This window comes from Polaromonas sp. P1_F9, assembly GCF_056405615.1.
In genome coordinates this window covers 729,110-746,536 of record NZ_JBFUBT010000004.1, presented here as the reverse complement: position 1 = coordinate 746,536, position 17,427 = coordinate 729,110, and the positions used below count along the sequence as shown (strand labels likewise).

Genomic DNA, 17,427 nt, shown 5'->3' with positions numbered 1-17,427 from the left:
ATCAGGCGGCGTCGCGCTCAATCGGGCAGGACATGCAGTGGCTGCCGCCGCGTCCGCGCCCCAGCTCACCGCTGGGGATGGTGATGACTTCGACGCCGGCCTTGCGCAGCAAGGTGTTGGTGTGGGTGTTGCGGTTGTAGGCCATGACCACGCCGGGCGACAGCGCCAACACGTTATTGCCGTCGTCCCACTGTTCGCGTTCCGCCTCATAGGCGTTGCCGCCGGTGGCGACGACCCGCAACTTCGGCAGGCCCAGGGCTTGTGCGAGGACGTCGAGAAATGGTTCGGCTTCCGCCCTGACGTCGAGTGAGCCTAGTTCATCGCCGGGTCTGAGACTGAACACACGTACGGCCTGCACAATATCCGGGAACACAGTCACCAGATCCCGGTCGCAAAAGGTCAGCACCGTGTCCAGGTGCATCGCGCCGCGTGATTTGGGCAACTGGGCAGCCAGCACGCGGGCTGCGGCGCCGCGGGCAAACAAGTTGCGCGCGAGCTGGGTCACGGCTTGCGGCGAAGTCCGCTCACCCATCCCGACCAGCACCAAGCCATTGCCTAGGGGCATTACGTCGCCGCCCTCAAGCGAGGCCTGTGGATGCGGCTGCTCCGGGTCGCCCCACCATTCAGTCACCTTGCCGGCGTACGCAGGGTGGAAGCGGTAGATCGCCGCCATGAGCAGGCTTTCCTGGCGGCGCGCGGGCCAGTACATGGATCCCAGCACCACACCGTCGCCAATCCAGCAACTGCTGTCGCGCGTGAAAAGGGTGTTGGGAAGGGCGGGCAGCAGCAGGTCCGATGGGCCGGCGCAGGCGGCCGTGAGGCCGGGCAACTTGAAAGGCAGGTCCGCCGGCGTCAGCCCGCCGATCAGGAACTCGGCCAGGCGAGCCGGTGGTAGTTCCTGCAGCCAGGGCCGCAGCACCCCCGCAGCTTCAAAGTCGGTGCCGGCAAGTTCGTGGTCCAGCAGCCGGTCGCGCGCCAAGGGGTTGCCGAGCGTGACCGCCAATAGGTCATGCAGTTCCAGCACTTGCACGCCTTGCTCTGTCATGGCGCTGGTGAACGCAAAGTGATCGTTTTTGGCCTGGGCGACCCACATCACGTCGTCAAACAGCATGTCCCGGCAGTTCGCGGGTGTCAACCGCATGTGTGCCAGGCCCGGCCTGCAGACCAGCACCTTGCGCAGCCGGCCCGTTTCTGAATGGACGCCAGCCATCACAGGCTCAGCTTGCCGGTAGCCAGCATCCAGCCTGCCACCACCGCGAGTCCGAACACCGCCGCGAGGATGATTTTCTCGCCTGCGGTGAAGGGCTGTTTGCGGGCTTGCTGTTTGGCAATGAAGTAAAGAGCGGCGCCTGGAGCGTAAAGCAGGGCGCTCAATAGCAGGTATTTGGCCCCGGCGGCATACAGCAGCCACAGGCAGTACACCGACGCGAGCGCGGCCACCGGCAGGTCCAACGATCCACGGGTGCCTTGCTGCGCCCGGCCTCCACCTTCATCGCGCACGGCCAGCTGCAGGCCGTAAAGCGCGCTGAACAGGTATGGCAGCAAGATCATCGCGGTCGACAGCGAGATCAGCGCCAGGTAGGAAGCCTTGGACACCAGCGTGACGATGAGGAAGACCTGCACCATGGCGCTGCTTAACCACAGGGCATTGGCCGGAACACCCTCGCTGCTCTGGCGGCCCAGCCATTCGGGCATCACGCCGCTGTTGGCCGGCGTGAAGAGCGACTCGGCTGCCAGCAGCGTCCAGGCCAGGAAGCCGCCGCCCACGGAGACGATGAGGCCTATGTAGATCAGCACGGCGCCCCAAGTGCCGACAGCTTTTTCAAGGACGCCCGCCATGGAGGGATTTTTCAGCCCGGCCAGTTCTGGCTGTGTGAAGATGCCCAGGGACAGCAGGGAGACGGTCATGAGGAGAGCCAGACAGATCAGAAACCCTATGACAGTGGCCTTGCCGACATCCTTGCGCTGCCGTGCGCGCGCTGAATAGACGCTGGCGCCCTCGATGCCGATGAAAACCCACACCGTCACCAGCATGGTGCTCTTGACCTGGTCGAGTACGGAACCGAGTTTGGCGCCGCCCCAGAAGTCCAGGCTGAAGGTGGGTGCCTGGAAAGCGGCGGCAGCCAGCACGATGAACAGCAGCAAGGGAATGACCTTGGCGACTGTGACAATTGCGTTGACCCAGGCGGCGGTGTTGATGCCGCGTAACACCAGCGCGTGGACTACCCACAGCACCACCGACGCGCAGGCAATAGCTGCAGGGGTGTTGCCCTCGCCAAAGGCCGGGAAGAAATAGCCGAGCGCGCCAAACGCGGCCACCAGGTATCCGACGTTGCCTATCCAGGCGCTGATCCAGTAACCCCAGGCCGAGTTAAAGCCGATGTAGTCGCCCGACAGCGCCTGGGCATAAGCGTAGACACCGTTGTCCAGTTCGGGCTTGCGCAGCGCCAGCATCTGGTAGACGCGCGCCAGCACCAGCATGCCCGCGCCCGTGACCAGCCAGCCGATCAGGATGGCGCCTGCGCCGGCGCCTGCCGCCATGTTTTGCGGCAAGCCAAAGATTCCGCTGCCGATGATGGAGCCAATCACCAGTGCGACCAGCAACCCGAGGCCCAAGGTGCCCTGGGACTGCCGCGCGGTGGGAATGGCCCGCGGTATCGACGAAGGGGATGGGGTCGTTGACAGTGTGTTCATGGGATTCTTTCAGGAGGATTTCTGCGTTGGCGGTGATTGGTCGAAACAGGTGTCCGATGACTTACTGAACCAACAGCACCGGCACGTCGACATCCGCCACCACGCGCTGGGCGACGCTGCCGAGCAGGGCGCGGCCGAACAAGCCATGGCCGTGGGTTCCCATGACCAGCATGTGAACCTTATCGCGCTTCGCGGCCTGCACGATTTGTGTGGCCGGTGTACCCGCGACCCAGGAGGCCCGGAAGGGGATCTTGTGGCGCTTGAGGAAACGTTCGATGGGCTCCAGCACCTTCCGGGCTTCGTCCTGATAGTAGGCATGGACGGTGGCTGCGCCCACCATGGTTTTGACGCGCGGAGAAACGGCAACCTGCACGTTCAGCACGACCAGTTCAGCGTCGGGGCCCATCAGGGTTTCATGGGTGACCAGGAAAGCGAGCGCCTTCTTGGTGAATTTGCTGCCGTCGACGGCCAGAAGGACTTTCATGGTGTTCTCCAGAAAATATGCAAATGAAACGGCGCACGCTCAACGCAGGACCAGTACGGGGATGCTGCTGTGCGTGAGCACCTGCTGGGTCTCGCTTCCGAGCAGGATGCGCGAGAGACCTTTACGGCCGTGCGATGCCATGACGATGAGGTCGCACTTGTTCTTTTTGGCCGCAGCCAGGATGGCGGTGGCGACGAGGTCGGATTTGGCGATGACGGCCTTGGCCGTGACGCCTGCGGCTTGCGCGGACTTCTGCACCGCATCGGCGACGGCCTGGCCCTTGTCGGCCCATTCCTTTTCGATGCGACCGACTTCCTGCGGCGAGATGGTGGCGCCGCCTTCGAAGTAGCTCATGGGATAACGCGGCACGACGTTGAGTGCCACAAGGCCGGCGCCCAGGGACGCGGCAAGTTCGATGGCGTCCTTGACCGCTTTTTTGGAAAGTGTGGAGCCGTCGGTGGCAACAAGAATGCGCTTGTACATGGTGGTTCTCCTGTGTTGGTGTGTCGCAGTCTAGGAGCGCCCAAGCGCCGCGGGCTTGATCCAGGTCAATAACACAACTGCTGTACAGGTTTTAGAACCTGGGCGCAGTGCAGCAGGCTTTGCGCGCGTCCCACCGCGAAGGCCGGGATCACATCACCAGGTCATCGGCGCCGTCCAACTACGAAAGCGGTTTGAACACCAGGTCGCCGGGATGGCCTATGTCCCCGGAGAACAGGATGGAGAGCGACTCGTTGTCCGGCCGCACATGCAAAACACCGGCCAGCGCATGAACCAGTTCCGAACAGACAAAAGGGCATGTCTGCGGTGTGTTTGGGAAGAGGATAGGTCGCGGCCGAGAACTCCGTTTAGTTCCGGTCAAGCGGGCGTATCAAACACGGTCGGAGTCGTATGCGGCCGCAATTTCGGGCACAGCGTATTCCGCTTAAGAAAACCCTAAGGACGGCGCAACATCATGAAGTCATTCAAAAAAGAGGTGCTCTCCATGAACTTTTCGTCATCACCCCCATGCCGCAGGGGTCTCTGCCTCACAATCGCCGCAGCCTGCCTCGCCGGCACGGCATATACACAGGTCGCCCAGGCAGCCACGCCGGCGGAGATGTTGGGCAGCTACACCGCCCAGGCTGGTGCGCCTGCCGTGCCGGCCCGGGGCCAGCAGCTGTTCACCACACGACAGGGCCGCGAATGGAGCTGCGCCTCTTGCCATGGCGCCGGGCCCACGCAGGCCGGCAAACACGCATCCACCGGCAAGTCGATTGGCCCGCTAGCGCCGGCCTTCAATCCTGAGCGTTTCACGGATGCAGCGAAAACCGAAAAATGGTTTCGCCGCAACTGCAACGACGTGTTGGGCCGCGAATGCAGCGCGGCCGAAAAGGCCGATGTGCTGAGCTGGCTGCTCACGCTCAAGCCCTGACGCCGGCAACACCCTCCTGAAAGGAAAACACATGATTCGCCGCCTTCGTTCCCGCTTCTACAAATACTGCGCGGGCCTGCTTGCCGCAGTGGGCGTTGCGCACACCGCTCTGGCCGATGGCGGGCGTCTGGTTCCGCTGCTGCCCAAGTACCAGCAGGAATGCGCGGCGTGCCATGTGGCTTACCCGCCGGGCATGCTGCCAGCCGCGTCGTGGCGGCGCGTGATGGGCAACCTGAAGAACCACTACGGCACCGACGCTTCGCTGGACGCCGCCACGGTCAAGGACCTGTCCGTCTGGTTGGACACCCACGCGGGTACCTATAAACGCGTGACGCAAGAGCCGCCGCAGGATCGCATCACCCGATCCGCGTGGTTCATTCGCAAGCACGATGAGGTGGCACCCGCCACCTGGAAACTGCCGGCGGTCAAAAGCGCGGCCAACTGCATCGCCTGCCATACACGAGCTGACCAAGGAGAATTCAATGAGCGCGACATCCGCATCCCCCGCTGATCCGGCGGGCACGCTTTCGGCTGAAATACCAGATCAGGCCCAGGCCGTGAGCAAGGTACTTGTCTGGGACGCTCCGGTGCGTGTTTTCCACTGGTTGCTGGTGCTCAGTTTTACGGGGGCCTACATCACCGCCGAAAGCGAAAGCTGGCGACTGCTGCATGTCACGCTGGGCTACACCATGGCCGGTTTGGTGATCTTTCGTGTGCTCTGGGGCCTGATCGGCACGCGTCACGCGCGCTTTTCCAGCTTTGTGCGCGGACCGCGCGCGGTGGCAAGCTACCTGCGTGCCCTGCTGCGGCGCCGGCCGGAGCACCATATCGGACACAATCCGGCCGGCGCGATGGCCATCGTGGCGCTCCTGGGGCTGGCCGCGCTGATCGCGGCGACGGGCTGGGCCACCTACAACGATTTTGGCGGCGGCTGGCTGGAAGACCTGCATGAGCTGGCCGCCAACACCATGCTGGCGGTGGTGGGACTGCATATTGCCGGCGTGCTGGCTGCCAGCTGGTTGCACCGTGACAACCTGGTGTGGCCCATGGTCACCGGCTACAAGACCGGCCGCCCTCAGGACGCTGTTGCACGGGCCTGGCGCAGCGTGGCAATCCTGATGCTCGTAGCGGTGCTGGGCTTCTGGTGGCTGCAATGGCAAGGCGCTCCCTCAGGCCGCCTGATGGACCGGCCCGCGGCAGCGACGAAAGCTGCCGGCCTGCAGGGTGATGACGACTGAGCGTCCCCATGGAACAAATGGGAGAATTACCGCATGCGCATCCTGCTTGCTGAAGACGACATGCTGCTTGGTGACGGCCTGCAGTCCGGCCTGAGGCAGCTCGGCTTTCAGGTTGACTGGGTGCGCGATGGCATGGCCGCAGAACGCGAGTTGCGCGCACAGGTTTATGACGCAGCCGTGCTCGATCTCGGATTGCCGCGCAAGGACGGCCTGGAGGTTCTGGGCGGCCTTCGGCGGGGGGGCTTCTTAACGCCAGTGCTGGTACTAACGGCCCGCGACGCGGTGCCGGACCGCATACGCGGGCTTGATGTCGGGGCCGACGACTATGTGGTCAAGCCGGTCGATATGCAGGAGCTGGCCGCCCGCCTGCGGGCGCTGGTGCGCCGTGCGCACGGCCAACCGCAGGAGTGCCTGCGTGCGCAGGATGTCGTGCTCGACCCGGCCGCCCGCTCCGTGCACCAGGCCGGTCAGTCCGTCACACTGTCCACCCGCGAATTTGACCTGTTGCAAGCGCTCATGCTCAGTGCCAACCGTGTCCTCTCCCGTGAACAGCTTGAGCAGCAGCTCTACAGCTGGGGCAAGGAGGTAGAGAGCAACGCCGTGGAAGTTCATGTCCACAACCTGCGGCGCAAGCTGGGCAGCACGCTGATCCATACGGTGCGTGGTGTCGGTTATATGTTGCAACGCGACGCGCCGAGATCGTGATTCCGCGGCCGCGCTCCCTGCAGGGCCGCCTGACGGCCATGGTGCTTTCCGTGATGCTGACGGTCTGGCTGGCGACCGCGGCGCTGACATGGCTGGATGCGAGCCATGAGCTTGACGAACTGCTTGACGGCCACCTGGCCCAGGCTGCCGCCCTGCTGGTGGTGCAGCAGGCACAGGAGCTGGAGGAAGGCGACCGTGGCGTTGATACGCCCACACTGCACCGCTACGCGCCCAAAGTGATGTTCCAGGTGTTTCATGAGAACCGGCTTACGCTGCGTTCTGCCAACGCACCTGTCACGCCCATGGTCGAGCGCAGCAAACATTTCAAAACCGGCTTCACCACCGCGCAGATGGCCGGTTCAGCGTGGCGGGTGTTTGCCACCTATGGCGCAGAGGACGACGTGCAGGTGTATGTAGGAGAGCAAACGGGCTCCCGCAACGACATCTTGCTGGCGGTGCTGCGCAGCACGCTGTGGCCCATGGCGCTGGCTCTGCCTTTGCTTGCCCTGGCGCTGTGGTGGGCCGTGTCCCGCGGCGTTGCACCCATGCGCCGGCTTGGCCACGCGCTGGCCGAGCGGCAACCGGCGGCCGTACTGCCGCTCGCCCTGAACGACGTGCCATCGGAGATGGTGCCTATGGTTGATGCCCTGAACGCCCTGTTTGTGCGCATAGCGACGCTGCTGGAGTCTGAGCGGCGCTTTACCGCCGATGCCGCCCACGAATTGCGCACACCGATTGCCGCCATCCGGGCGCAGGCCGAGGTGGCGCTGGGCGAAACCGCCGAAGGCCCGCGAAGGCACGCGCTGCACAACACGCTCGAGGGTTGCGACCGGGCGGCCCGGCTTGTGGAGCAACTGCTGACCCTGTCGAGGCTGGACGCCGCCGTACTGCCGGCGTCTGCGCCCGTGGACATGAGTGCACTGGTGCGGCGCGTGGTCGCAGAGCTGGCACCCAAGGCCATCAGCAAAAACCAGACGCTAGAGCTCGACGCCGCGGAATCCTGCCACCTTCAGGGCGACGAAATCCTGCTGGCCGTGCTGGTGCGCAACCTCGTAGACAACGCGGTGAGATACAGCCCCGGGATGGCGCGCGTGAAGGTGTCGGTTCAGCTGCAGGATGGACGGGTGGTTTTGCGTGTGGAAGACAGCGGCCCGGGCATGACCGAAGGCGAACTCAAGCGCCTGGGTGAACGGTTTTTCCGGGTGACCGGCAACACCGAAAGCGGCAGCGGCCTTGGCTGGTCCATTGTGCGGCGCATCGCGGCCGTGCATGGGATGCAGTTGCAAGTTGAAACTTCGACCGAGCTGGGCGGTCTTGTGGTGCGGGTGCTTGGGCCGCAGGCATCGAGCCCGCTTTAAATGGCTGCGAGGATTCCGGTTGTTGGACCTTACAGTGTTGAGCCCCGTGGTCCAGTCCGAAGGGTTCACTCCGGGCATGTATCAACCTGGAGGTCTTCCGGCAGCAGGGCCTGCTCTTGCGCATCCAGGCCGGGCGACCTGGCCGCCATGCCAAGCCGACGAAACCGATGGCGACCAGCACAATACAAGGTACCTGCCGGGCAACCCGGTTGGGGAGGGTCAGTTCATAGAGTGACTATGCATGGGGAATCAAAGGTGTCGGTTCGCCAGCAGACTTAAACCACAGCGCCAAACAGCACGCCCACACCCGCGGTAACGCCCATGGCCAGTGCGCCCCAAAAAGTCACGCGCCACGCGCCTGGCAGCACTGCCGCGCCGCCCGCCCACGCGGCCATCGCGCCCAGGGATGCCAGAAATACCAGAGAGGTTCCGGACACCCACCAGATCAGCGCTCCGCCAGGCGCCACCGCGGCGACTGCCAGCGGCAGAAGGGCCCCAAACGCGAAGCTGGCCGCGGACGCGAGCGCGGCCTGCAGGGGCCGGGCGGCCATGCTGTCGTGAATTCCCAACTCGTCGCGCGCGTGTGAACCCAGAGCGTCATGAGCCATGAGCTGCTCCGCAACCTCCCGTGCCAGCGTCGGGTCCAGCCCGCGCGCGACGTAGATGGCGGTCAGTTCGCGGTGTTCAGCCACGGGGTCTTTTTCAAGTTCAGCGCGCTCCCGGGCCAGGTCGGCCTTCTCGGTGTCGGACTGCGAGTGCACCGACACGTATTCGCCCGCGGCCATGGACATCGCCCCTGCCACCAGGGCCGCCACGCCCGTCATCAGCACATTGCCGTGTGTGGCGCTGGCGGCGGCCACTCCCACGATCAGGCTGGCGGTCGATACGATGCCGTCATTGGCGCCCAGAACGGTAGCGCGAAGCCATCCGATGCGTGAAGTCCTGTGCCATTCAATATGTCTCATGCACTCATCCTTCGTTCGGGGGGGTAATTTGAATCAGCGGCGGCCCGGAAGCATGCGGGTCAGTGTGTTGTCACGCAACAGGTAGTGGTGGTACAGGGCCGCCAATGCATGCAGGCCCACGAGGAAATACCCCGCTGTCGCTCCCACTTCGTGGATGTCCTTGATCCAGCCCGCCGCATTTTTGCTCTCGGCCATCAACGCGGGCAGTTGCAGCCCGAAAAAAGGGATGGGCTGGCCGCGGGCGCTGAGTATCAACCACCCGGCAAGGGGCATTCCTATCATCAGCGCATAAAGGCCCGCCTGCACCAGCCAGGCCAGGCGGCTTTGCCAAAGCGGCGGCGCCGGATCGACGGGTGGGGCGCGGTTCCAGAGATTGACCGCGAGGCGAAGCCAGGCCAGTACGAATACAGACAGGCCCAGCATGTAGTGCCAGGTCTTGAGCCCGTTGCGCATGTCGCTTCCTTTGGGGAAAGCGTCACTGATCTCCATGCAGATGTAGACCGCCGCCAGCAGGACCAGCATGAACCAGTGCAAGCCGATGGAGAGCGCACCGTAGCGGTTTTCCGGGTGGGTTTTTAGCATCATCGTATCTTCCCGCTGTCGTTCAGGTGAGGTGTTCATCGCGGAACCCCAGCCGCGGCCGTTTCGCGCATCGGCGCACCCTACCAGGTTGCCTGGGGCGGTGGCAACAGGCGAGCCGCCCAACTGGAAACTGCGTTTGACATTTTCCGGTCAGGGTATCTTAAGATCATCCCCCGCCTGTTTGTCCTGGACCTGACGATAGCGCGCCGCAGCGGCCCGGGCTTGATCCATGTCAAGGGCGCGGCACTCCGCGCGGCTACGCTTGCGTAATGCAAACCGCTACCGTCCCGGTCCCCGCCGGTTTCCCCCCCGCCGAGGCCAGCCGCGCCGCCGCGTGGGCCGCGCTGGACGAGCCGGCCGAGTGGGAGGGCTTCAGCCGGCCGGTGGAGGGGCGCGAGGGCTGGTGGGAGTCCTGCCTGGCGCTGGAAGGCATGCACTGCGCGGCCTGCGCGCTCACGGTCGAGGCGGTGTTGCGCAAGCTGCCCGGCGTGGACGCGGTTCAGGTCAACGGCGTCACCGCCACGGCGCGGCTTCAGTGGCATCCGCAGGCCACGCGGCCCTCGGTCTGGATGGCCGCGCTGCGCCAGGCCGGCTACGGCGCCTTGCCGGCCGGCGACCTGCTGCTGGCCGGAAACCGGCTGCGAGCCCAACGCGTGATGCTGTGGCGCTGGCTGGTGGCCGGCTTTTGCATGATGCAGGTCATGATGTACGCGGCGCCGGCCTACCTGGCGAGGCCCGGCGAGATCACGCCCGACATCCAGGCGCTCCTGGGCTGGGCCTCTTGGGTGCTGACCTTGCCGGTGTTGCTGTTTTCCTGCTGGCCTTTTTTCTCGGCGGCGCTGCGCGACCTGCGGAACCTGCGCATAGGCATGGACGTACCGGTGGCGCTGGGCGTGCTGATCGCCTTCGGGGCCAGCACGGCCGCGACCTTTGACCCGGCCAGCGCCTGGGGCGAGCATGCCTCCTACGACTCGGTGCCCATGTTTGTGTTTTTCCTGCTCTCGGGCCGCCTGCTGGAGCAACGCCTGCGCGACCGCACCGCCGGGGCGCTGGAGGCGCTCATGCGGCGCCTTCCGGACAGCGTGGAGCGGCGGGAGGCTGATGGCAGTTTCCGCGCGGTGGCCGTGCGCCGCCTCTTGCCGGGCGACCTGGTTCGCGTGCTGCCGGGCCAGGCCTTTCCCGCTGACGGGGCGGTGGAGGGTGGCGAGAGCCGCGTTGACCAGTCGCTGCTGACTGGCGAATCCAAACCCTTGCTGCGGCGGGTGGGCGACGGCGTCATCGCCGGTAGCCATAACCTCACGGGGGTGTTGCTGGTGCGCGTTGAGCGGGTGGGGCTGCAAACCCGTTACGCCGAAATCGTCGCCCTGATGGAGCAGGCCTCGGTCGAAAAACCCGGCCTGGTGCAGTTGGTGGACCGCATCGCCAGCCCTTTCCTGGTGGTCGTGCTGCTGGCGAGCGCCTTCGCAGCCGTGTGGTGGTGGCCTTTTGGTCAGGCGCATGCGATGGCGGTTGCGGTTGCGGTGCTCATCGTGACCTGCCCTTGTGCCTTGTCGCTGGCCACGCCGGCGGCCATGCTGGCCGGCGCGGGCGCGTTGGCACGGCGTGGCGTGCTGGTGCGCAAGCTGCAGGCGCTGGAAAGCTGCGCTGCCATCGACACCGTGATCTTCGACAAGACCGGCACGTTGACAGAAGACCGCATGCAGGTCGTCATGGCCCATGTGCCTAGCGGTGTGAACCGCGACGAGGCTTGTGACTGGGCGGGCGCTCTGGCCATGCACTCGTTGCATCCGGTCTCACGCGCCATCGCTGCCCGCTTTCCCGCGACGGATTGGGTGGCCAGCGAAGTGGAGGAGATCACAGGTCGCGGCCTGCGCGGTAAGGTCGCCCGGTTGGATGGCAGCGAGCCACACTACCTCTACCTGGGGGCGGCCTTTTTTTGCCGCGTGCCTGTACCGGGCCGTGATGTGCCGGTGCTGCAGGCCCACCTGTCCGACGGTGACCATTACCTCGCGGGTTTCGAGCTTGACGAAGCGATGCGGCCCGACGCGGCCCAGGCCGTGGGCGACTTGCTCAAACTCGGTGTCCGCGTGCAACTGCTTTCGGGCGATACTGGCCAGGCCGTGGCTCACCTTGCGCGCCGGGCCGGCATCGAATGGTGCTTTGGCGAATGCACGCCGGAGGTCAAACTGGAACATGTGCGCCGCCTTCAGCGCGAGGGCCATCGCGTCATGATGGTGGGCGACGGCATGAACGACGGGCCGGTGCTGGCCGTGGCTGATGTGTCCGTCGCCATGGGCGAGGCCGTGCCGGTGGCCCAGGCCAGGGCGGATTTCATCATGACCGGCAACCGGCTGCTCACGGTGCCAGCCCTTGTCGCGCAGGCGCGGCGCACCCGGGCGGTAGTGCGGCAGAACCTGTTGTGGGCAGCGGTTTACAACGTGGTCTGCGTACCGCTGGCCATCCTGGGCTACATGCCGATCTGGCTGGCCGGCTTCGGCATGGCGGCGAGCTCCTTGCTGGTGGTCGTCAATTCCGCGAGGCTGGCGCGCGGCGTGTCGGAACACTGAATGGACATCCTTTTTTTACTGATTCCGCTGTCCGTAGTACTGGCGTTGCTTATCATCGGCGCGCTGGGCTGGGCAGTATGGCGCGGGCAGTTTGAAGCGCTTGAGCAGGAAGCCGAGCGCATTCTTCACACTGATTGACTTGTATCAAATGGCGCGCTGCCCGCCGCGTCGACACTTTGAAGCATCAAGACAAAAGGTGCTTCATGAACGAAGAAACGACGCAAAGGATCGCCTATCACGACACGGTGGTTCGCCAGTTTTCACTGGCAGCTGTGCTCTGGGGCGTGGTCGGCATGGCAGTGGGCCTTTTCATCGCCGCCCAGCTGGCATGGCCTGAACTGAACTTCGGCATTCCTTGGCTCAGCTACGGCCGGCTCAGGCCGCTGCACACCAATGCCGTCATCTTCGCCTTCGGCGGCTGTGCGTTGATTGGCAGCAGCTACTACGTGGTCCAGCGCACCAGCAGCGTGCCGCTGTTTGCACCGCGGCTGGCAGCCTTTACCTTCTGGGGCTGGCAGCTGGTCATCCTGGGTGCCGCGATCAGCCTGCCGCTGGGCTACACCACCGGCAAGGAATACGCCGAACTTGAATGGCCTATCGACATTCTGATCACCCTGGTCTGGGTGTCCTATGCCATCGTCTTTTTCGGCACATTGGGAATCCGCAAGGTCAGGCACATCTACGTGGCCAACTGGTTTTACGGCGCGTTCATCCTGGCGGTGGCGGTGCTGCATGTGGTCAACAGCGCGGAGATTCCGGCCGGCTGGATGAAATCCTATTCCGCTTATGCGGGTGTGCAGGACGCCATGGTGCAGTGGTGGTACGGCCACAACGCCGTCGGCTTCTTTCTCACGGCGGGCTTCCTGGGGATGATGTATTACTTCATCCCGAAGCAGGCTGAGCGGCCGGTCTACAGCTACCGCCTGTCCATCGTCCACTTCTGGGCGCTGATCTTCACGTATATGTGGGCGGGCCCGCATCACCTGCACTACACGGCCTTGCCTGACTGGACGCAATCGGTGGGCATGGTGTTCTCGCTGATCCTGCTGGCGCCCAGTTGGGGCGGGATGATCAACGGCGTGATGACGCTGTCCGGCGCCTGGCACAAGCTGCGCGACGACCCCATCCTGCGCTTCCTGATCGTGTCGCTGTCCTTCTACGGCATGAGCACCTTCGAGGGCCCGCTGATGTCCATCAAGACCGTCAATGCGCTCTCGCACTACACGGACTGGACCGTGGGCCACGTGCATTCGGGCGCGCTGGGCTGGGTAGGGCTGATTTCCATGGGCACGCTGTATTACCTGATCCCCCGCCTGTTCGGGCAAAAGCAGATGTATTCGATGCGCGCCATCGAGGTGCATTTCTGGACCGCCACCGTGGGCATCGTGCTGTACATCGCCGCCATGTGGATCGCCGGCGTGATGCAGGGCTTGATGTGGCGCGCAGTCAACGCCGACGGAACCCTGACCTACACCTTTGTCGAAGCGGTCAAGGCCACCTATCCCTTCTATGTGGTGCGCTTCTTCGGCGGGCTGCTGTACCTGGGCGGCATGCTGCTGATGGCCTGGAACGTCTGCATGACGGTGGCCAAGGGTCGCCCCGTCCGGGTGCTGGTGCCCGCACTCGCCCACGCATAACAAGAGAAGAAAGTACATCCCATGAAAGACGAAACTCCCTCTGCGACCGGCTTCTCGCACGAGAAGATCGAAACCAACAACTTCCTGATGATCATCCTGATCCTGCTGGTGATCGCCGTCGGCGGCCTGGTGGAAATCGTGCCGCTGTTCTTCCAGAAGTCGACCACCGCGCCGCTCGAAGGCGTCAAGCCCTATGGCGCGTTGCAACTAGCCGGCCGCGACATCTACCTGAGGGAAGGTTGCTACAACTGCCACTCGCAGATGATTCGCCCGTTTCGCGCAGAGACGCTGCGCTACGGCCACTATTCGGTGGCCGGGGAATTTGTCTACGACCATCCCTTCCAGTGGGGCAGCAAGCGCACCGGGCCCGACCTGCACCGCGTGGGCGGCAAGTACACCGACGAATGGCACCGTATCCACCTGAACAATCCGCGCGACCTGGTCCCTGAATCCAACATGCCGGCCTATAGCTGGCTGGAGAAGAAACCCGTCGACCCCACCGACATGGCGCCCCGCATGACAGCACTGCGCAGGGTGGGGGTGCCTTACACCGACGCCGAAATCGCCGAGGCCGCTGGTGTGGTGAAGGGCAAGACGGAAATGGATGCCCTGGTGGCCTATCTGCAAGTTATGGGCAAGGCCCTGAAGTAAAGGAGAGCACCATGGACGTCAACACGCTGCGCATCATCGCAACCCTGCTGTGTTTTGCCACCTTCGTCGGCTTGCTGGTGTGGGCCTATTCCAGCCGCAACCACAAACGCTTTGAAGAGGACGCAAAGATCCCCTTCCTGCAGGACTAGGGGAACCGCGCCATGCAAACCCTCTTCACCGGTTTTTTCTTTACCGCACAACTCATCAGGTGTGACGTATGAGCGATTTCACTGACAACTTCTGGTCCTGGTATGTGGCCGCGCTGACCCTGGTCGGCATCCTCGGCGCCTTGGTCCTGCTGTGGGCCACGGCCCGCAAAAAGATGCCCGAGCGCAGCGACAACACGACGGGCCACGTCTGGGATGAAGACCTGCGCGAGTCCAACAACCCGATGCCGCGCTGGTGGATGTGGCTGTTCGTGATCAGCGTGATCTATTCCTTGCTCTACCTGGTCGCCTACCCGGGCCTTGGTGCTTACCCGGGCGAAATGGGCTGGAGCACGCGTGGCGAATACAACACCGCGATGGAAAACGCAAACAAGGAACTTGCGCCGCTGTATGCCGGCTTCACTGCCAAAAGCGCGGACGAACTCGCGGGTGATGCCCATGCCATGGCAGTGGGCGAACGCCTCTTCATGAACAACTGCGCCCAGTGCCACGGCTCGGACGCGCGCGGCAGCAAGGGCTTTCCCAACCTCGCCGACAACGACTGGCTGCACGGCGGTTCAACCGAAAAAATCAGGGAAACCTTGACCTTGGGTCGCAAGGGTCAGATGCCGCCCATGGCGGCCGCTGTAGGAACGCCTGATGATGTCAAGAACGTGGCGAATTACGTGCTGAGCCTTTCCGGTGGTCCCCACGATTCACTGCGCGCGCAGCTCGGCAAATCCAAATTCACCGCCTGCGCGGCCTGCCACGGCATGGACGGCAAGGGCAATACCGCGATAGGCGCGCCCAACCTGGCCGACGACATCTGGCTGCACGGCTGGGGAGAGCAGGCCATTGTTGACATTGTTAACAAAGGCAAAACCAACGAGATGCCTGCGCAAGCCGGCAAGCTCACGGAAGCGCAGATCCATGTGTTGACAGCCTACATCTGGGGGCTATCCAACAAAGCCGCCGCGGCAAAGCTTTGAGGCGACAGTGACCCAGCTGCCCTTGCGAAAAATCATTCCCATCGTGCCGGCGGCGGAACCGGCAGGGGAGTCGTTGTACGAGGCGCAAAAGAAGATCTACCCCCGTTCCGTTAGCGGGCTTTTCGCGCGCTGGCGCTGGGCCTTTGTGGTTCTGACCCAGCTGTTTTTCTACGGCCTGCCCTGGCTGCAGTGGGGCCAGCGCCAGGCCGTGCTGTTCGACCTGGAGGCGCGGCGCTTTTATCTCTTCGGTTATGTGCTGTACCCGCAGGACTTCATCTACCTGACCGGCCTGCTGGTCGCCAGCGCCTTGTCGCTGTTCCTGTTCACGGCGGTGGCGGGTCGCCTGTGGTGCGGCTTTGCCTGCCCGCAGACGGTGTATACCGAAATCTTCCTCTGGATAGAGCGCAAGGTGGAAGGTGACCGCACCGCCAGGCTGCGGCTGGACGGTGCGCCATTCTCGCTGGAAAAGCTGGTCAAGAAATGGTTCAAGCACATCCTCTGGATAGGCGTGGCAATGTGGACCGGCTTTACCTTTGTCGCCTATTTCGTGCCGGCCCGCGAGCTGATCCTTCAGTTCCTGCAGACCAAAATGGGTGGATGGGAAATCTTCTGGGTCTTGTTTTACGGTTTCGCCACATACGGCAATGCCGGTTTCTTGCGCGAGCAGGTGTGCAAATACATGTGCCCCTATGCGCGCTTCCAGAGCGCGATGTTCGACAAGGACACGCTGATCGTGAGTTACGACCCCGCGCGGGGTGAACCGCGCGGCGCCAGGTCGCGCCACGCCGACGCCGCGGCATTGTCCTTGGGCGCATGCGTCGATTGCACCCTGTGCGTACAGGTTTGCCCGACGGGCATAGACATCCGCGAGGGCCTGCAGTACGAGTGCATAGGCTGCGCCGCCTGTGTGGACGTGTGCGACGGCGTGATGGACAAAATGGGTTATGCGCGGGGTTTGATCCGCTTCACGACCCAGAACGCGCTCGCCGGAAAATGGGGTGCTTCACGCATGCTGCGGCAAGTGCTGCGCCCGCGCGTACTGGTCTATACGGCGCTGCTCGGCGTACTGTGCCTGACACTTCTCTGGAGCCTGGTGGCGCGCATGCCATTGAAGGTCGACGTCGTGCGGGACCGCGCCGCGCTTTCGCGCATCGTGGCGGGCGGGCGGCTGGAAAATGTTTACCGGCTGCAGATCATGAACGCCACCGAGCAGCCGCAGCGCTACACGATTGCGGCCGCCGGACTGGAGGGCCTGATGGTCGCCTCAGAGGCTGAAGTCAGCGTGGGACCCACTGAATCCCGCTGGGTCGCAGTGCGGTTGCAAATTCCCTACGGCTCGGCGCAGGCCGGCTCGCACCCCATCGTGTTCCGGATAGGCGACGAAAGCGGGCATGTCCACATCGAAGAAAAATCCGTGTTCCTGGTTCCGCGATGAAAGGCCTCTCATGAATACCATTCCCACCCAAGCCTCCCCCTGGTGGAAGCACGGCCATGTCTGGCTGGTGATTTCAGGGCCCGCCGCCGTGGTCGTGGCAGGCGTGGTGACAGCCTTCCTGGCCGTCAAGTACCCGGATGCCGTGATAGGCGGACAGGAGCCGGCGCGGGCCTCGCGGACCAATGCGCTGCATCAGCCCAGGGCGCTGGCGCCGGCCCTGGAAGGGCGCAACCACGCGGCCACACCCGAAAAAACACCTCGTCCCTGATCGCCTGCAACACAAAGAGGAGACGCCATGATTTCAGCCAACAAGATACTGGGCATCGCCTGGCCGGCCTTTCTGTCGGCCTGCCTGCTGGAACTGCTGCTCTTCGGACTGTTCGACCCTGAGGAAATGCTGCGTTACGGGCAACCCGCGGGGCTGTCCCGGCTGGCGCTGCAGACCGCCGCCTTTTTTGTATTCTGGCTTGCCTGCGCGGCCTCCAGCGCCTTGACGGTGCTGCTGATGGGGCCTGTGCCGGCTTCCGCAGAAAGGGCCGGGCGGTAAGATCGGGTTCCACTC

The 17,427-nt window shown here is 64.0% G+C and carries 20 protein-coding genes; 14 read left to right on the top strand and 6 right to left on the bottom strand.

What is annotated here, in order from left to right:
- Position 1 precedes the first annotated feature (1 nt).
- The 4 genes from AC1DYR_RS14925 to AC1DYR_RS14910 all read right to left on the bottom strand — a co-directional run bounded on the left by AC1DYR_RS14925 (position 2) and on the right by AC1DYR_RS14910 (position 3,661).
- Positions 2 to 1,210 (bottom strand): arginine deiminase, encoded by a 1,209-nt coding sequence (locus AC1DYR_RS14925; protein WP_477705765.1) that lies wholly within the window; start codon positions 1,208 to 1,210, stop codon positions 2 to 4.
- Positions 1,210 to 2,694, bottom strand: a complete 1,485-nt coding sequence (arcD, locus tag AC1DYR_RS14920; protein WP_477705764.1) for an arginine-ornithine antiporter — start codon at positions 2,692 to 2,694, stop codon at positions 1,210 to 1,212. Before arcD ends, AC1DYR_RS14925 begins: the two co-directional genes overlap by 1 nt.
- A 61-nt stretch (positions 2,695 to 2,755) precedes the next feature.
- Positions 2,756 to 3,178: a universal stress protein gene (locus AC1DYR_RS14915; protein ID WP_477705763.1), complete on the bottom strand. Its 423-nt coding sequence runs from the start codon at positions 3,176 to 3,178 to the stop codon at positions 2,756 to 2,758.
- Between the two features lie 39 nt (positions 3,179 to 3,217).
- Positions 3,218 to 3,661: a universal stress protein gene (locus AC1DYR_RS14910; RefSeq protein ID WP_477705762.1), complete on the bottom strand. Its 444-nt coding sequence runs from the start codon at positions 3,659 to 3,661 to the stop codon at positions 3,218 to 3,220.
- A 502-nt stretch (positions 3,662 to 4,163) separates the two neighbouring features.
- On the opposite strand from AC1DYR_RS14910, the gene AC1DYR_RS14905 reads away from it, so the two are divergent.
- Genes AC1DYR_RS14905 through AC1DYR_RS14885 form a run of 5 tightly spaced genes read left to right on the top strand, consistent with a single transcriptional unit; the run spans position 4,164 to position 7,893 of the window.
- A complete protein-coding gene (locus AC1DYR_RS14905; RefSeq protein WP_477705928.1) occupies positions 4,164 to 4,592 on the top strand; it encodes a DUF1924 domain-containing protein in 429 nt (142 codons plus the stop codon).
- Between the two features lie 31 nt (positions 4,593 to 4,623).
- Entirely contained in the window at positions 4,624 to 5,103 is a 480-nt protein-coding gene (locus tag AC1DYR_RS14900; RefSeq protein ID WP_477705761.1) for a diheme cytochrome c, read from the top strand.
- Positions 5,075 to 5,830, top strand: coding sequence for a cytochrome b/b6 domain-containing protein (locus tag AC1DYR_RS14895; RefSeq protein WP_477705760.1), 756 nt, complete (start codon positions 5,075 to 5,077; stop codon positions 5,828 to 5,830). Before AC1DYR_RS14900 ends, AC1DYR_RS14895 begins: the two co-directional genes overlap by 29 nt.
- Positions 5,831 to 5,863: 33 nt before the next feature.
- Positions 5,864 to 6,535, top strand: a complete 672-nt coding sequence (locus AC1DYR_RS14890) for a winged helix-turn-helix domain-containing protein (RefSeq protein WP_477705759.1) — start codon at positions 5,864 to 5,866, stop codon at positions 6,533 to 6,535.
- Positions 6,535 to 7,893, top strand: a complete 1,359-nt coding sequence (locus tag AC1DYR_RS14885) for an ATP-binding protein (protein ID WP_477705927.1) — start codon at positions 6,535 to 6,537, stop codon at positions 7,891 to 7,893. The genes AC1DYR_RS14890 and AC1DYR_RS14885 overlap by 1 nt, the downstream gene beginning before the upstream one ends.
- 275 nt (positions 7,894 to 8,168) lie before the next feature.
- Here the strand turns inward: AC1DYR_RS14885 and AC1DYR_RS14880 are convergent, their stop codons facing one another.
- Positions 8,169 to 8,858 (bottom strand): VIT1/CCC1 transporter family protein, encoded by a 690-nt coding sequence (locus AC1DYR_RS14880; RefSeq protein WP_477705758.1) that lies wholly within the window; start codon positions 8,856 to 8,858, stop codon positions 8,169 to 8,171.
- A gap of 33 nt (positions 8,859 to 8,891) precedes the next feature.
- Complete coding sequence (locus AC1DYR_RS14875; RefSeq protein WP_477705926.1) at positions 8,892 to 9,440, bottom strand: cytochrome b; 549 nt, start codon at positions 9,438 to 9,440, stop codon at positions 8,892 to 8,894.
- 269 nt (positions 9,441 to 9,709) lie between these two features.
- Between AC1DYR_RS14875 and AC1DYR_RS14870 the strand changes: the two genes are divergently transcribed.
- From AC1DYR_RS14870 to AC1DYR_RS14830, 9 genes are all read left to right on the top strand, one after another.
- Positions 9,710 to 12,007, top strand: coding sequence for a heavy metal translocating P-type ATPase (locus AC1DYR_RS14870; RefSeq protein WP_477705757.1), 2,298 nt, complete (start codon positions 9,710 to 9,712; stop codon positions 12,005 to 12,007).
- Positions 12,008 to 12,145, top strand: a complete 138-nt coding sequence (gene ccoS / locus AC1DYR_RS14865) for a cbb3-type cytochrome oxidase assembly protein CcoS (RefSeq protein ID WP_431095040.1) — start codon at positions 12,008 to 12,010, stop codon at positions 12,143 to 12,145.
- Between the two features lie 65 nt (positions 12,146 to 12,210).
- Positions 12,211 to 13,644 carry a cytochrome-c oxidase, cbb3-type subunit I gene (ccoN, locus tag AC1DYR_RS14860; protein WP_477705756.1) on the top strand — a complete coding sequence of 478 codons (1,434 nt, stop codon included), beginning with the start codon at positions 12,211 to 12,213 and terminating at the stop codon, positions 13,642 to 13,644.
- 21 nt (positions 13,645 to 13,665) lie between these two features.
- Positions 13,666 to 14,295: a cytochrome-c oxidase, cbb3-type subunit II gene (gene ccoO / locus AC1DYR_RS14855; protein WP_477705755.1), complete on the top strand. Its 630-nt coding sequence runs from the start codon at positions 13,666 to 13,668 to the stop codon at positions 14,293 to 14,295.
- 11 nt (positions 14,296 to 14,306) lie between these two features.
- Positions 14,307 to 14,444, top strand: a complete 138-nt coding sequence (locus AC1DYR_RS14850) for a cbb3-type cytochrome oxidase subunit 3 (protein WP_477668804.1) — start codon at positions 14,307 to 14,309, stop codon at positions 14,442 to 14,444.
- A gap of 68 nt (positions 14,445 to 14,512) precedes the next feature.
- Positions 14,513 to 15,430, top strand: coding sequence for a cytochrome-c oxidase, cbb3-type subunit III (gene ccoP / locus AC1DYR_RS14845; protein ID WP_477705754.1), 918 nt, complete (start codon positions 14,513 to 14,515; stop codon positions 15,428 to 15,430).
- A 7-nt stretch (positions 15,431 to 15,437) separates the two neighbouring features.
- Positions 15,438 to 16,865 (top strand): cytochrome c oxidase accessory protein CcoG, encoded by a 1,428-nt coding sequence (gene ccoG, locus AC1DYR_RS14840; protein WP_477705753.1) that lies wholly within the window; start codon positions 15,438 to 15,440, stop codon positions 16,863 to 16,865.
- 10 nt (positions 16,866 to 16,875) lie between these two features.
- Positions 16,876 to 17,133 carry a nitrogen fixation protein FixH gene (locus AC1DYR_RS14835; protein ID WP_477705752.1) on the top strand — a complete coding sequence of 86 codons (258 nt, stop codon included), beginning with the start codon at positions 16,876 to 16,878 and terminating at the stop codon, positions 17,131 to 17,133.
- Between the two features lie 27 nt (positions 17,134 to 17,160).
- On the top strand, positions 17,161 to 17,412 hold the full coding sequence (locus tag AC1DYR_RS14830) for a hypothetical protein (protein WP_457281521.1): 252 nt from the start codon (positions 17,161 to 17,163) through the stop codon (positions 17,410 to 17,412).
- Positions 17,413 to 17,427: the final 15 nt, after the last annotated feature.